Below are 12,560 nucleotides of genomic sequence, written 5' to 3'. Positions count from 1 at the left end.
CTCGTTACATAAGGAATATCCCGTACCGTCGCAAACCGCGGCAGGCGCCGCCCGTCCGGGCGCGAGAAATTGTTATCGCGCGAACCGATCCTTCCACGCCGGCAGTGCGTCGCGGAACGGCAGCGCTGCGGCCTCATAGACGCCGCGTGCGATCGCGCGAGCCACCGTGTTGGCCGCGACCATGCCGAGTTCGGTGAGACCAACGAGCGGATCGATCGGCTTCACGCCGGTGGCGGCGGCAAACACGACATCGCCGTCGAGCGGCGCGTGTACCGGATAGATCGCTCGCGCGAAGCCGGTTTGCGCGATGATCGCCAGCCGTCTGGCTTGCGGTTTGGTGAGCACGGCATCGGTTACGACGACGGCGAGCGTGGTGTTTTCGCCGGCGGTTGTCGCCGGGCCGCCCTTCAATCGCATCGTCAGCATGTCCGGCGCGAACGACGGCGGCAGTCCGCGTCCGCCGTATTCGCTCTCCGATTCAAATGGCGCGGCCCAGAACCAGGGGCCGTCGCCGACCGTGACGCTGCCGACCGCATTGACCACCGCGAGCGCCGCCACCCGCACACCACCCGGCGTGGCGGCCGAAGCCGAGCCGAGGCCGCCCTTCAAATTGGCGGTGGTGGCGCCGAGCCCGGCGCCGGCGTTGCCGAGTGCGAAGTCCTGTCCGGCGGCCGCTGCCGCGGCGTAGCCGAGATCGCGATAGGGTGGGAAACGGCCCCACCGCTTGTCGCCGCCGTTCAAGAGGTCGAACACGACGGCGCCGGGCACGATGGGGACAATGGCGTCGCGGATCGCGAAGCCGCGCCCCCGTTCGGCGAGCCAGGCCTGAACGCCGCCGCCGGCTTCAATTCCGAAAGCGGAGCCGCCTGCCAGCGCGAGTGCGTCGATTCGCTCCACCGTGTTGACCGGATCGAGCAGGGCGCTTTCGCGCGTGCCTGGGCCGCCGCCACGCACGTCCATCGCCGCGACGGCCGGGGAATCGAAAAGCACCGCCGTGACGCCGGAGGCGAGCGCTGTGTCACCGGCGTGGCCGACACGGACGCCGGGAATGTCGGTGAGCAGATTCTTCATGGTGCGGCCTCGTAGGGGGTGCCGGGGACCGGCTGGCCGCCAGATGACGGCATGGGCGCGCCAGGGTCAACCGATCACGGTTCGATCACAAATGGTGCGGAAGGTAGCGAGGCTCTTGCGTCGTGACGCCATCGCAGGGCAAGTAGCCTCATGATTCACGACGTTTCCGTTCCTGCCGCGCTGGTCGCGGGCCTTGTCAGTTTCCTGTCGCCCTGCGTTCTGCCGCTGGTGCCTCCCTATCTGGTCTATCTCACCGGCGCGACCATCGAACACGTGTCCCACGACGAGACGGCCAAGGTCTCGAAGCGGGCCGTGATGCTGGCCGCATTGGTGTTCGTGCTCGGCTTTTCCACGGTGTTCGTCGCGCTGGGCGCCAGCGCCAGCTTCATCGGCGGCCTCATCCGGGCCTGGTCGGCGCAACTGTCGATCGTCGCCGGCATCGTTATCATCGTCATGGGCCTGCACTTTCTGGGGCTGACGCGGATTGGCTTTTTGATGCGCGAAGGACGGCTCACCGCGCCGAAGCCGGTCGGCCTGTGGGGCGCCTATGTGATGGGGCTCGCCTTCGCGTTCGGCTGGACGCCGTGTATCGGGCCGATCCTTGCGGCGATCCTGTCGGTAGCGGCGGCAGAGGCCACTGTCGTGAAGGGGGCCGGGTTGCTTGCGGTATATTCGGCAGGGCTCGGCATCCCGTTCCTGCTGGCGGCATTGATGATCGAACAGTTCGCCTCGCTGCTAAAGCGCATGAAGCGTCACCTCAATACGGTGGAGCGCGTCATGGGCGTGCTGATGGTGCTCACTGGCATCGCGTTCCTCACCGGCACCATTTCGAACGTCAGTATCTGGTTGCTGGAGGCCTTTCCGGCGCTGCAGAATTTCGGATGATCAGCACGCATTCGCTTCGCCGTCCCTGCGTAGGGGGGCAGAGACCATAACCCCTGAGGTCAACGACGGCTGTGCCGTTTTCCATCGACGGTAACAATCGCCTTCCGCATCATCGACGACACGGTGTATGGGGTCCCCGCTTTCGCGGGGACGACGCTGAGGGCGGAACGGAGGGCGCGTCAGGTGCCCTTGCCGGGGTCGAGTTCGGCATAGTTGCCCTTGTCGTCCCATTTGTAGATGACATAGTTGATCTGCTTGATGTCGCCCTTGGCATCGAATTCCAGCTTGCCGAGCACGGTATCCCACGCACCCGCCTTGATGGTCTTCATCACCTTCATGGGATCCGTCGTGCCCGCCTTCGCGGCGCCCTGTGCCCACACCTGCATCGCCGCATAGGTGTAGAGGGTATAGCCCTCCGGATCGATGCCCCGAGCCTTGAACTTCTCGACGATCGCCTTGGCGGTCGGCTTGTTGCGCGGATCGGGGCCGAAGGTGAACAGCGTACCCTCGGCCAGCGGACCGGTGATCGAGGCGAACTCCCTGTCGTTCAGCGCGTCGCCAGCCATCAGGATGGCCTTGAGGCCCTGGTCGCGCATCTGGCGCAGGATCAATCCCGCCTCCTGATAATAGCCGCCGACGAACACCAGATCGATGCCGTCGCGCTTCAGGCGCGATACGATGGAGTTAAAGTCCTTGTCACCTTTGTTGTAGGACTCGAACATCTTCTCCTGGAAGCCGGCCTTGTTCAGCGCCTTCTTGGTCTCGTCAGCGAGGCCCTTGCCGTAGGTGGTCTTGTCGTTGAGGATGGCGACGTTCTTGCCCTTGAAGTTCTTGACGATGTATTCGGCGGCGACGACTCCCTGCTGGTCGTCGCGACCGCAGATGCGCAGCACGTTCCACAGATTGCGCTCGGTGAACAGCGGGTTGGTGGAGGCCGGCGTGATCTGCAGCACGTTGCCGTCGGCATAGGCTTCGGAAGCCGGAATGGATGACGACGAGCAGAAATGTCCGGCCACGAACGGAATACCCCGGCTTGCGATCCTTTCGGCGATGGAGCGCGCCTGCTTCGGATCGCAGGCGTCGTCGCCGACGAACAACTTCAGCTTCTTGTTGAGCACGCCGCCGGCATCGTTGGCATCGGCGACGAACTGCTCGGCGCCGTTCTGCAACTGGCGGCCGAAAGCGGACTCGCTGCCCGTCATCGGGCCGGCCACCGCGACGGTGATATCCTGGGCGAAGGTCGTGGTCGAAAGCGCCAGTAAGGCGCAAAAGGCCAGGCCGGTCAGCTTCAATGATTTCATTGGAGTGGTCCTCGCGGAGGGATGTCAGGTGCCGACTTTTGTCGTTATGCGGCATTGTCCGATGATTTGCCGCCGGTGTCATGGACAAAATTCGGCACACCGCGACATCCGGGGACCGCGTCACTTGTCGCCGGGCTAGAGCGCTTTCCGTTCTGATGGAATCAAAGCCGGGGTTCTAGCTTTTTGTTTTGACGCGTTTTCTTGACGCGAACCGATACCCATCCTCGGGTCAAGCCCGAGGACATGCTTCGCTCGAAAACGCTCAAGCGGCGTCAGGTGTGGCGGCCGCCTTCGAGATAGGCGGCGCGGATTTCGGGGCGCTGCAGCAGTTCCATGCCGGCGCCGCTCATCGTGATCAGGCCATTGACCATGACGTAACCGCGATGGGCGAGGCGCAGGGCGTGATTGGCGTTTTGTTCGACGATCAGCACCGTGAGGTGGTCCTCGCGGTTGAGTTTGCGAATCGCATCGAAGATCTGGCGGGTGATCAGCGGCGCGAGACCGAGCGAGGGTTCGTCGAGCAGCAACAGGCGCGGGCGGCTCATCAGCGCGCGACCGATCGCCAGCATCTGCTGTTCGCCGCCGGACAGCGTGCCGCCGCGCTGCGTCATGCGCTCTTCAAGGCGCGGGAACAATTTCAGCACGCGCTCCAGGCTGGTGCTGCGCTCGGCGGCGCTGCCGGGGGTGGCGTCGGCGCCCATCTGCAGATTCTCCGCGACCGTCATCCGCGGGAAGATGCGCCGCCCTTCCGGGGATTGCGCGATACGTAGCCGCGAGACCTCGTGCGTCGGCAATGAGGTGATGTCCCGGCCGTCGAACAGGATCTGGCCGGCAAGGGCGCGGGGACGGCCGAAGATGGTCATCATCAAGGTTGATTTGCCGGCGCCGTTGGCCCCGATCAGCGCAACGATCTCGCCGGCGCTGATATCGAGATCGATGCCCTTCAGCGCTTCGATCTTGCCGTATGCGGCGCGGAGCCCCCGAATGGCGAGGAGAGGTGCCGCATCCGCGCTCATGCGCCGCCCTCCATGACCGCGGCGGCGGTGTCCTCGTCGGCGCCGAGATAGGCCGCGATGACTTTCGGATCATCGCGCACCGCGCGCGGGGTTCCGTCGGCGATCTTGACGCCGTGGTCGAGCACGACGATGTGGTCGGAGATTTCCATCACCACGCTCATGTCGTGTTCGATCAAAAGGATCGAGGTGCTGAAATCGCTGCGGATCGACAGCAGCAATTCGCTCAGGCTCGCGCTCTCGTTGGCATTGAGTCCCGCGGCCGGCTCGTCGAGGCAGAGCAGCGCCGGCCGCGCGCACATCGCGCGCACGATCTCGAGGCGACGTTGGTCGCCATAGGGCAGATTGCCGGCGGCGTCGTCGGCGCGTTCCAGCAGGCCGATGCGGTCGAGCCAGCCACGGGCCAGATCGATCGCCTGCTTCTCCGCGGCGCGGAACGGCGGCGCGCCGATCAGGCCGAGCAGGCTGAAGCCGGACGCGCGCATCAGGGCGTTGTGCTGCGCCACCATCAGGTTTTCCAGCGCCGTCATGCCGGGGAACAGGCGGATGTTCTGGAAGGTGCGCGCCACCTTGGCATATTTGCAGATACGAAAATCGTGCAGGCGATCGAGCCGGAAGGTCGCGCCGTCATCGTGCACCAAATGCATGGTGCCGCCCGACGGCCGATAGAATCCGGTGATGCAGTTGAACACTGTGGTCTTGCCGGCGCCGTTCGGCCCGATCAGCGCGGTGATGTGGCGGCGCTGCGCGGTGAACGACAATCGGTTGACGGCGAGGATGCCGCCGAAGCGCATCGTCAGCCCGTCAATGGCGAGGATGGGTGCGGGCGTTGTCATCCGTGGCCTTCCTTCACCAGCGACGACGATATCTCGGTCTGGTTTTGCAGGAACACGGTGGGGGTGCGATGGCTGACGAGACCGCGCGGCCGCCAGACCATCAACAGCACCATGACGCCGCCGAACACCAGCATGCGGAACTGATCGAGGCCGCGAAACAGCTCAAATCCGCCGATCATTGCGACCGCGGCGAGCGCTACCCCGAGCTGCGAGCCCATTCCGCCCAGCACGACGATGGCGAGCACCAGTGCCGATTCCTGAAACGTGAACGACTCAGGACTGATGAAGCCCTGGCGGGTGGCGAAGAATGCGCCGGCGAAGCCGCCGAACATGGCGCCGATGGCGAACGCCGAAAGTTTTGTCGTGGTGATGTTGATGCCGAGCGCGCGGCAGGCGACCTCATCCTCGCGCATCGCTTCCCAGACGCGGCCGATCGGAAGTCGCCGCAGGCGGATTGTCACCCAGTTGGTGAGCAGCGCCAGCGTCAGGATCAGATAGAACAGGAAGACGAGGCGATGCGTCGGCGAGAACGGCACGCCGATCAGCGCCGCGAAACCGTTTTCGCCAGGTGTCAGGGGAATGCCGAACACGGTGGGGCGCGGTATGCCGCTGACGCCGTTCGGCCCGCCGGTGAGGTCCTGCCAGTTGAGGATGACCATCCGGATGATCTCGCCGAAAGCCAGCGTGACGATAGCGAGATAGTCGCCGCGCAGCCGCAGCACCGGGAAGCCGAGCAGCACGCCCCAGAGCGCTGCGAGCAGTCCGGAGATCGGCAGCAGCACCCAGAACGCCCAGGGACCGAGTTGCAGGAAATCCATCGCGATATAGGGATAGGTATCCGTGAAATATGGAAACGGCAGGCCGCTTTGCGCCAGCAGCGCATAAGAGTAGGCGCCGACCGCGTAAAACGCGACGTAACCGAGATCGAGCAGCCCGGCGAGGCCGACCACGACGTTGAGGCCCCAACCCAACATCACATAGGTGAGCACGAGGATCCCGAGGTCGAGCAGATAGCGTTGATTGTAGAAGATCACCGGCACCAGCAGCGCGAAGATCAGAAGCGCGGGCGCCAGCAGGCGGCCCAGCGTTGAGAAGGCACTGCGGACGCCGGCCGGCAGTTCGACGCCACCGACGGGTCCGACCCAGCGCCGCAGCAATTCGATGACGATGCTGCCGACGAACACCGCGCCGACCACGGCCGCGAGTTCACCGAAGCGCGTCGAATAGACCAACTGTCCGGATGGGCCGGTCTCGGTGCGGATGCCGATCATGAGCGAGAACAGCACCAGCGCCACCAGCGCGCTCACCACTGCTTTCTTCATGATGAACGCGATGCCAGGATCGCGTGTCGCGGTCTGTTGGCTCGAAACGGGCGCTGCCACGTCGGGGTCCGTCAGACTTTTTCGACTTCGGGACGGCCCAGCAGGCCGGTCGGCATGAAGATCAGCACGACGATCAGGATCGAGAAGGCGGCGACGTCCTTATACTGGATCGAAAAGTAAGCCGACCAGAAGGTCTCTATCAGCCCGATCGCGAGGCCGCCAAGCATCGCGCCGGGCAGCGAGCCAATGCCGCCGAGGACCGCGGCCGTGAACGCCTTGATGCCGGCGACGAAGCCCATGAAGAAATCAACCAGGCCATAATAGAGCAGGTACATCATGCCGGCGACGGCAGCGAGCGCCGCGCCCATCACGAAAGTCATCGAGATGGTGCGGTCGACATCGACGCCGAGCAGCGCCGCCATGGTCTGGTCCTGCTCGCAGGCGCGCATGTCGCGGCCGAAGCGGGTGCGCGCCACGATATAGCTGAAGATCGCGAGCAGCACGACGGTCGTGACCACCACCACGATCTTGACGTTGGACAATTGCACCGCGAAGTTGCCGGAATCGTGCAGCGTGTAGCCGCCGGTGATGAGCGGCGGTATCGGCTTGACCTGTGCACCCTGAGTCACCTGTGAAAAGTTCGACAGCACAAACGACATGCCGATCGCCGACAGCAGCGGCGCGAGTCGGAACGATTGTCGCAGCGGCCGATAAGCGATGCGTTCGACAGCCCAGCCGTAAACGGCGGTAATGGCCATTGAAACGACCAGCATGATGAGCAGAATCAGCGGTACGGCGGAGAGGCCTATCGACACCAGGATTAGGAAGGTAATGAGGGCGGTGAAGCCGCCGATCATGAAGATGTCGCCGTGAGCGAAATTGATCATGCCGACGATGCCGTAGACCATCGTATAGCCGATCGCGATCAGGCCGTAGATCGAGCCGAGCACGAGGCCGTTGATCAGTTGCTGGGCGAAATAATCCATGCGCTGCCGTAATCTGCGTCCCCAACGCGGCGATATCAGACGCGGTGATGGCTCCGGCAGCCGAACCGGCGCGTCTTGAATCAATGTCTAACAGTGGCAACCGGGTGCGGCAACCGCGGCGACCGTATCCGGGTGTCCGGCGGCTGTGGATTCCCTCGCGCCTTCCGGTTCCGGCGCGCGGGAGCGACCGTGGCAAGGTGGCAGAAGCCCGTTATCAGCGGCAGGGCTGGGCCGGAAAGGCCAGTCAGGAGCGGCAACCAGGAGTTCCCGAGCTTTCCAGAAATTCCGCCAAACGGCGGGATTGTGTTTGCCCGCTCGCGGTCCTCCACGTTGTCCACAGGCCGACGGGCCGATTAAGGTAAACAAAAGGTTTCAATTGCGGCATCGCGTTTACCGGACGTTAATCGCCGTCAAGGCCGCGCCGGATTCTGGAAGACAGCGGCCACGCAAACAGCGGATGGCGGCATGGCGACGAACTCCTGGCGGATCAGCACGATCAACGGCGCATTGCTGGCGCTCTATTTCATTCCGGCATGGACCATCGTGGCCTTCAAGATCGTGGTGTCGCCGGTGCATGGACTCTATGACCTTCCCAATGTGTCCGTGGCGCTCTTCCTTGGCGACCACCTGCATTTCGCGTCGATGAACCTGGTACGATTCGCCTGGCTTCTGGCGCTCGCCAAGATGACCGTCGTCGTGTTCTTCGCGGTGTTCCTGCTGATGACGACGCGCGCATCGGTCCGGAAAACCGGCGGCTGCGACGAGGCGCTGGCGATGGCGCTCGGCATCGGCAGCCTCATCACGTTCGGCAGCATGGTGATGGCGTCACGGGTCGGCGAGATGGCCGCGCTGCGTCTGCACGCTACCGAACTGCTGCTGCTGCTCGGCGGCGCGATCCTGATGGCGGTCGAGCCGCCGTTCCAGCGCAAAACGGAGCCGGTGCGGCAATGGCCGCCAGAGCCGGAAATCTATCCCTTCAGCAATCCCAGTTCCTGAACGATCGCACCGGCTTTCTTGTCCGTATGGTTGGCTGCGGCCGCTTATTGACTACCGTTGCATCAGGAAGCCGGCCACAGCCTCGGTGAAGGCGTGCGGTTGCTCGATATTGGAGATATGTGCGGCGTCGAGGATGGTCATGCTGGCGCCGGGAATATGGCTGCGGATGTATTCGCCGGCCGCGATAGGCGTTCCCGTGTCGTGCCGCCCGGCGATGACAAGCGTGGGGCTCTTGATGCGCGGCAGCAGCGCGCGCTGGTCCAGCGTGCTCAGCGCCTCGCAGCAGGCGATGTAGCCATCCGGTGGAGCGGCGCTCAGCATGGCTTTCAGCTTCGCCGCGATCTGCGGTTGGCGTTCGCGAAAATCGGCGGTCAGCCAGCCGCCGATCACGGTGTCGGTGATCGCAGCGAGGCCGCCTTCCTTCACTGCATTGATGCGGGTGTACCAGTTGGCCGGGTCAGGATAGTAGCAACCGGTGTTTGCGAGAATGATGCGATCGAAGCGCTCCGGCGCGTTGGCTCCGAGCCATTGCCCGACCATGCCGCCCATGGACAATCCGCACCAGTGCGTCTTTGCGATGTTGAGGTCGTCCAGAATCGCCAGCACGTCGCGGCCGAACCGTTCTATCGAATAGGGACCGGGCGGCACGCCGGACTTGCCGTGGCCGCGCCGGTCATAACGGACGATGCGGAACAGCTTCGACAGCGCCGCCATCTGCGGCTCCCACATCTGCAGCGTGCAACCGAGCGCGTTCGACAGCATCAGGGTGGGGCCGCCGTCGCGTCCCTCGACGGAGACGTTCAGCAGGCAGCCGTCGGCATCGATCATGGGCATCGGGTATTCTCCGTCCAGATGTTCAGACGTCATACGCGGGCTTGACCCGCGTATCCATCGCTCTTCACGAATACACTTCAGAAGATGATGGATTGCCGGGTCAAGCCCGGCAATGACACCGCTGAAATCCCGGCGCTAGAGCGTTTTCGAGCGAAGTGGGTACCGGTTCGCGTGAAGAAAACGCGTCAATTCAAAATCATAGAGCCTCGCTTCTGATTCCATCAGAAGCGAGGCTCTAGTTTATTTATTCAGCGCACCATGCGCGGATCGTCGGTCAGGATGTCGCGCAGATCATGTCGCGATGCTTATGCACCGCGCCTCCGGCCACGGTCCTCTTTCTTTTTTATCCACTGTTCCCTACCTGAAGGGCGAACGCCGTCGAACGGGGCGGCAGGTGATCGAGGAGGCAAGCGCATGGCCATGACAATGAACGGTGAAGTTCTGCTCGCGGCGTCCCGCGACGCGGTCTGGGCCAAGCTCAACGATCCCGAGGTTTTGAAGGTCTGCATTCCCGGTTGCGAGGAATTGACCAAGATCGACGCGAACGAATTCCAGGCCGTCGCCAAGATGAAGATCGGTCCCGTATCCGCCCGCTTCAAGGGCAAGGTGACGCTCAGCGATCTCGACCCACCGAACGGATACAAGATTTCAGGCGAAGGGGAGGGCGGCGTCGCCGGTTTTGCCAAGGGTGATGCGACCGTGGTGCTGGCCGATCAGGATGGCGGTACCCTCCTCAAATACGATGTCGAGGCACAGACCGGCGGCAAGCTGGCGCAATTGGGTCAGCGGTTGATCGGCGGTACGGCGAAGAAGCTGGCCGACGAATTTTTCGCAAGCTTCGCCAAGGTGGTTCAGGGGTAGGCTCGTCAAAGGTTTACTTTGTCACGACCGGTGTTGCACCCGCCTGAGGTTGCCCATTATCGGGATGGCCCCTATCATGTTATGATCGTGAATGTTTTTTTTGAACGACCGTTCTGATGTGCGGCAGTGCATCCAAAGAGAGTGCCGATGGCCAAGATTTCGCTGATCGTGAACGGCAATCCGACCACCGCCAATATCGATCCCCGCACGCTGCTGGTGCAGTTCCTGCGCGAAAATCTGCGCCTGACCGGCACTCACGTCGGATGCGACACCTCGCAATGCGGCGCCTGTATCGTGCATCTCGACGGCAAGGCGGTGAAGTCATGCACCACGCTGGCGGTGATGGCCGACGGGCACGAGGTCAGGACCATCGAAGGCCTTGCCGCGGACGGTGCGCCGCTGCATCCGATGCAGGAGGCCTTTCGCGAGCATCACGGCTTGCAATGCGGATTCTGTACCCCGGGCATGATCATGACCGCGATCGATTTGGTTCGACGCAAGGGCTACGCTCTTGACGGCCACACGATTCGCGAGGAGTTGGAGGGCAATCTCTGCCGTTGCACCGGCTATCAGAATATCGTCGAGTCGATTGCGGCCGGCGCCATGGCGATGGCGAAATCGGATCGTGCATGAGCCTGGGATCACTGCACTGCGGGACAGTTCCGGGAACTCAAGCCATGTACGAATAGCCATGTACGAATTCAAATATCATCGACCGGCGACCGTGCGGCAGGCCGCCAACCTGCTGGTCAGGAACGAAGACGCCATGCTGATCGCCGGCGGCCACACGCTGGTGCCGGTCATGAAGCAGCGGCTCGCGAGCCCGGCGCATTTGATCGATCTCTCCCACATCGAAGGCCTCGACGGCATCGAGATGAAGGGGCGCTCGCTGGCGATCGGCGCGACCGCGAAGCACGCCGACGTCGCCAATTCACAGGTCGTGGGCGAGGCGATCCCGGCGCTGGCCGAACTCGCCGGAATGATCGGCGATCCTGCCGTGCGCCACAAGGGGACTATCGGCGGCGCGCTCGCCAACAACGATCCGACCGCCGATTATCCGGCGGCTTGCCTGGCGCTCGGCGCCACCATCGTCACCAACAAGCGCCGCCTGAAGTCGTATGAGTTTTTCCAGGGCCTGTTCTCCACGGCGCTGGAAAGCGACGAGATCATCACCCGGGTGATGTTTCCGCTGCCGAAGAAGGCGGCCTATCAGAAATTTCGCAATCAGGCCTCGCGCTACGCGCTGGTCGGCGTGTTCATCGCCAGGCGGCCGTCGGATGTGCGCGTTGCTGTCACCGGCGCCGGCGAGGGCGGCGTGTTCCGCCTGACGGGATTCGAAGAGGCCTTGAAGAAGAGCTTCAAGTCGAAGGCACTCGATGGATTATCGGTGTCGGCGGACGGCTTGAATAACGACCTCCATGGCAGCGCGGAATATCGCGCGCATCTGATCGGGGTGCTTGCGCGGCGCGCCGTCGATGCCGCAAACGGCAAGGCGTGACATGCGGATGCTTGCTGCGTCCGGTCAGGGTTCATCATGACGACGATATCGGCACAGCCAACTTCCGTCGATGCGACGCTCGACCTGCTGGCGAAGCACGGCTATCTCGCCGAGCGGTCACTTGCGACGGTGGTGTTTCTTTCGCTGCGCATGGGACGGCCGCTGTTTCTCGAAGGCGAGGCGGGCGTCGGCAAGACCGAGATCGCGAAAGTGTTGTCGGCCGCATTGGGGCGCAAGCTGATCCGGCTGCAATGTTACGAGGGGCTCGACATCGCGTCCGCCGTCTACGAGTGGAACAGCGCCGCGCAGATGATTGCAATCCGGCTGGCGGAAGCGGCCGGCGATACCGATCGCGAGCAGCTTTCCAGCGACATCTTCGCCGAGAAATATTTGATCAAACGGCCGCTGCTTCAGGCGCTGGAGCCGGATGTGGCCGGCCCGCCGGTGCTTCTGATCGACGAGATCGACCGTGCCGACGAGGCTTTCGAAGCCTATCTTCTGGAAATCCTCAGCGACTTCCAGGTAACGATCCCTGAACTCGGCACCGTCAAGGCGCCGGCGCCGCCGATCGTCATCGTGACCTCGAACCGGACCCGTGAAATTCACGATGCATTGAAGCGGCGCTGTCTCTATCATTGGGTCGATTACCCTTCAGCCGAGCGCGAGCTAGCGATTGTCAAATCGCGGATCCCCGGCATTTCCGCGAAGTTGTCGCAGCAGGTGGTCGGCTTTGTGCAGGCGCTGCGCAATCGGGACTTCTACAAGAATCCGGGCGTCGCCGAGACCATCGACTGGGCGACGGCGCTGACCGAGCTCGATGCCCGTTCGCTGACGCCGCAGGTTGTCGACGACACCATCGGCGCGCTCTTGAAATACCAGGACGATATCGGACGGATGCAGGATGACACCTTGCAAAAGATGCTGAAGGAAGCCGCCGGCGATCAATAAAGCGGGGTT

13 protein-coding genes are annotated in these 12,560 nt (G+C 63.3%); 6 read left to right on the top strand and 7 right to left on the bottom strand.

Going from position 1 to position 12,560, the window contains the following annotated elements:
• Positions 1-72: 72 nt before the first annotated feature.
• Positions 73-1,071, bottom strand: a complete 999-nt coding sequence (locus NHAM_RS13390) for a P1 family peptidase (protein WP_011511065.1) — start codon at positions 1,069-1,071, stop codon at positions 73-75.
• Between the two features lie 150 nt (positions 1,072-1,221).
• On the opposite strand from NHAM_RS13390, the gene NHAM_RS13385 reads away from it, so the two are divergent.
• Complete coding sequence (locus tag NHAM_RS13385; RefSeq protein ID WP_011511064.1) at positions 1,222-1,956, top strand: cytochrome c biogenesis CcdA family protein; 735 nt, start codon at positions 1,222-1,224, stop codon at positions 1,954-1,956.
• 179 nt (positions 1,957-2,135) lie between these two features.
• Here the strand turns inward: NHAM_RS13385 and NHAM_RS13380 are convergent, their stop codons facing one another.
• The 5 genes from NHAM_RS13380 to NHAM_RS13360 all read right to left on the bottom strand — a co-directional run bounded on the left by NHAM_RS13380 (position 2,136) and on the right by NHAM_RS13360 (position 7,414).
• Positions 2,136-3,257: a branched-chain amino acid ABC transporter substrate-binding protein gene (locus NHAM_RS13380; RefSeq protein ID WP_011511063.1), complete on the bottom strand. Its 1,122-nt coding sequence runs from the start codon at positions 3,255-3,257 to the stop codon at positions 2,136-2,138.
• Between the two features lie 272 nt (positions 3,258-3,529).
• Entirely contained in the window at positions 3,530-4,273 is a 744-nt protein-coding gene (locus tag NHAM_RS13375; protein WP_011511062.1) for an ABC transporter ATP-binding protein, read from the bottom strand.
• Complete coding sequence (locus NHAM_RS13370; protein WP_011511061.1) at positions 4,270-5,106, bottom strand: ABC transporter ATP-binding protein; 837 nt, start codon at positions 5,104-5,106, stop codon at positions 4,270-4,272. Before NHAM_RS13370 ends, NHAM_RS13375 begins: the two co-directional genes overlap by 4 nt.
• Positions 5,103-6,428, bottom strand: a complete 1,326-nt coding sequence (gene livM, locus NHAM_RS13365) for a high-affinity branched-chain amino acid ABC transporter permease LivM (protein ID WP_198137041.1) — start codon at positions 6,426-6,428, stop codon at positions 5,103-5,105. The genes NHAM_RS13370 and livM overlap by 4 nt, the downstream gene beginning before the upstream one ends.
• 71 nt (positions 6,429-6,499) lie before the next feature.
• Positions 6,500-7,414 (bottom strand): ABC transporter permease subunit, encoded by a 915-nt coding sequence (locus NHAM_RS13360; protein ID WP_011511059.1) that lies wholly within the window; start codon positions 7,412-7,414, stop codon positions 6,500-6,502.
• Between the two features lie 465 nt (positions 7,415-7,879).
• Here NHAM_RS13360 and NHAM_RS13355 point away from each other — a divergent pair, with 465 nt between their 5' ends.
• Positions 7,880-8,410, top strand: coding sequence for a hypothetical protein (locus NHAM_RS13355; RefSeq protein ID WP_011511058.1), 531 nt, complete (start codon positions 7,880-7,882; stop codon positions 8,408-8,410).
• A 51-nt stretch (positions 8,411-8,461) separates the two neighbouring features.
• Here the strand turns inward: NHAM_RS13355 and pcaD are convergent, their stop codons facing one another.
• Positions 8,462-9,244 (bottom strand): 3-oxoadipate enol-lactonase, encoded by a 783-nt coding sequence (gene pcaD, locus NHAM_RS13350; RefSeq protein WP_041358132.1) that lies wholly within the window; start codon positions 9,242-9,244, stop codon positions 8,462-8,464.
• Between the two features lie 414 nt (positions 9,245-9,658).
• Here pcaD and NHAM_RS13345 point away from each other — a divergent pair, with 414 nt between their 5' ends.
• From NHAM_RS13345 to NHAM_RS13330, 4 genes are all read left to right on the top strand, one after another.
• A complete protein-coding gene (locus NHAM_RS13345) occupies positions 9,659-10,105 on the top strand; it encodes an SRPBCC family protein (protein WP_011511056.1) in 447 nt (148 codons plus the stop codon).
• Between the two features lie 147 nt (positions 10,106-10,252).
• On the top strand, positions 10,253-10,738 hold the full coding sequence (locus NHAM_RS13340) for a (2Fe-2S)-binding protein (protein WP_011511055.1): 486 nt from the start codon (positions 10,253-10,255) through the stop codon (positions 10,736-10,738).
• A gap of 58 nt (positions 10,739-10,796) precedes the next feature.
• On the top strand, positions 10,797-11,603 hold the full coding sequence (locus tag NHAM_RS13335) for an FAD binding domain-containing protein (RefSeq protein ID WP_011511054.1): 807 nt from the start codon (positions 10,797-10,799) through the stop codon (positions 11,601-11,603).
• Between the two features lie 36 nt (positions 11,604-11,639).
• A complete protein-coding gene (locus NHAM_RS13330; protein WP_011511053.1) occupies positions 11,640-12,551 on the top strand; it encodes an AAA family ATPase in 912 nt (303 codons plus the stop codon).
• The last annotated feature ends 9 nt before the right edge of the window (positions 12,552-12,560 follow it).

This window comes from Nitrobacter hamburgensis X14 (assembly GCF_000013885.1).
GTDB lineage: Bacteria > Pseudomonadota > Alphaproteobacteria > Rhizobiales > Xanthobacteraceae > Nitrobacter > Nitrobacter hamburgensis.
The sequence above is the reverse complement of the archived record's forward strand: the minus strand, read 5'-3'. Positions and strand labels throughout refer to the sequence as shown.

Excerpts from the sequence above, each read along its gene's own strand:
- NHAM_RS13370 (WP_011511061.1), bottom strand. The coding sequence starts at position 5,106 with ATGACAACGCCCGCACCCATCCTCGCCATTGACGGGCTGACGATGCGC.
- pcaD (WP_041358132.1), bottom strand. The coding sequence starts at position 9,244 with ATGCCCATGATCGATGCCGACGGCTGCCTGCTGAACGTCTCCGTCGAG.
- NHAM_RS13385 (WP_011511064.1), top strand. The coding sequence starts at position 1,222 with ATGATTCACGACGTTTCCGTTCCTGCCGCGCTGGTCGCGGGCCTTGTC.
- NHAM_RS13345 (WP_011511056.1), top strand. The coding sequence starts at position 9,659 with ATGGCCATGACAATGAACGGTGAAGTTCTGCTCGCGGCGTCCCGCGAC.
- NHAM_RS13340 (WP_011511055.1), top strand. The coding sequence starts at position 10,253 with ATGGCCAAGATTTCGCTGATCGTGAACGGCAATCCGACCACCGCCAAT.
- NHAM_RS13390 (WP_011511065.1), bottom strand. The coding sequence starts at position 1,071 with ATGAAGAATCTGCTCACCGACATTCCCGGCGTCCGTGTCGGCCACGCC.
- NHAM_RS13380 (WP_011511063.1), bottom strand. The coding sequence starts at position 3,257 with ATGAAATCATTGAAGCTGACCGGCCTGGCCTTTTGCGCCTTACTGGCG.
- livM (WP_198137041.1), bottom strand. The coding sequence starts at position 6,428 with ATGAAGAAAGCAGTGGTGAGCGCGCTGGTGGCGCTGGTGCTGTTCTCG.
- NHAM_RS13355 (WP_011511058.1), top strand. The coding sequence starts at position 7,880 with ATGGCGACGAACTCCTGGCGGATCAGCACGATCAACGGCGCATTGCTG.
- NHAM_RS13360 (WP_011511059.1), bottom strand. The coding sequence starts at position 7,414 with ATGGATTATTTCGCCCAGCAACTGATCAACGGCCTCGTGCTCGGCTCG.
- NHAM_RS13375 (WP_011511062.1), bottom strand. The coding sequence starts at position 4,273 with ATGAGCGCGGATGCGGCACCTCTCCTCGCCATTCGGGGGCTCCGCGCC.
- NHAM_RS13335 (WP_011511054.1), top strand. The coding sequence starts at position 10,797 with ATGTACGAATTCAAATATCATCGACCGGCGACCGTGCGGCAGGCCGCC.
- NHAM_RS13330 (WP_011511053.1), top strand. The coding sequence starts at position 11,640 with ATGACGACGATATCGGCACAGCCAACTTCCGTCGATGCGACGCTCGAC.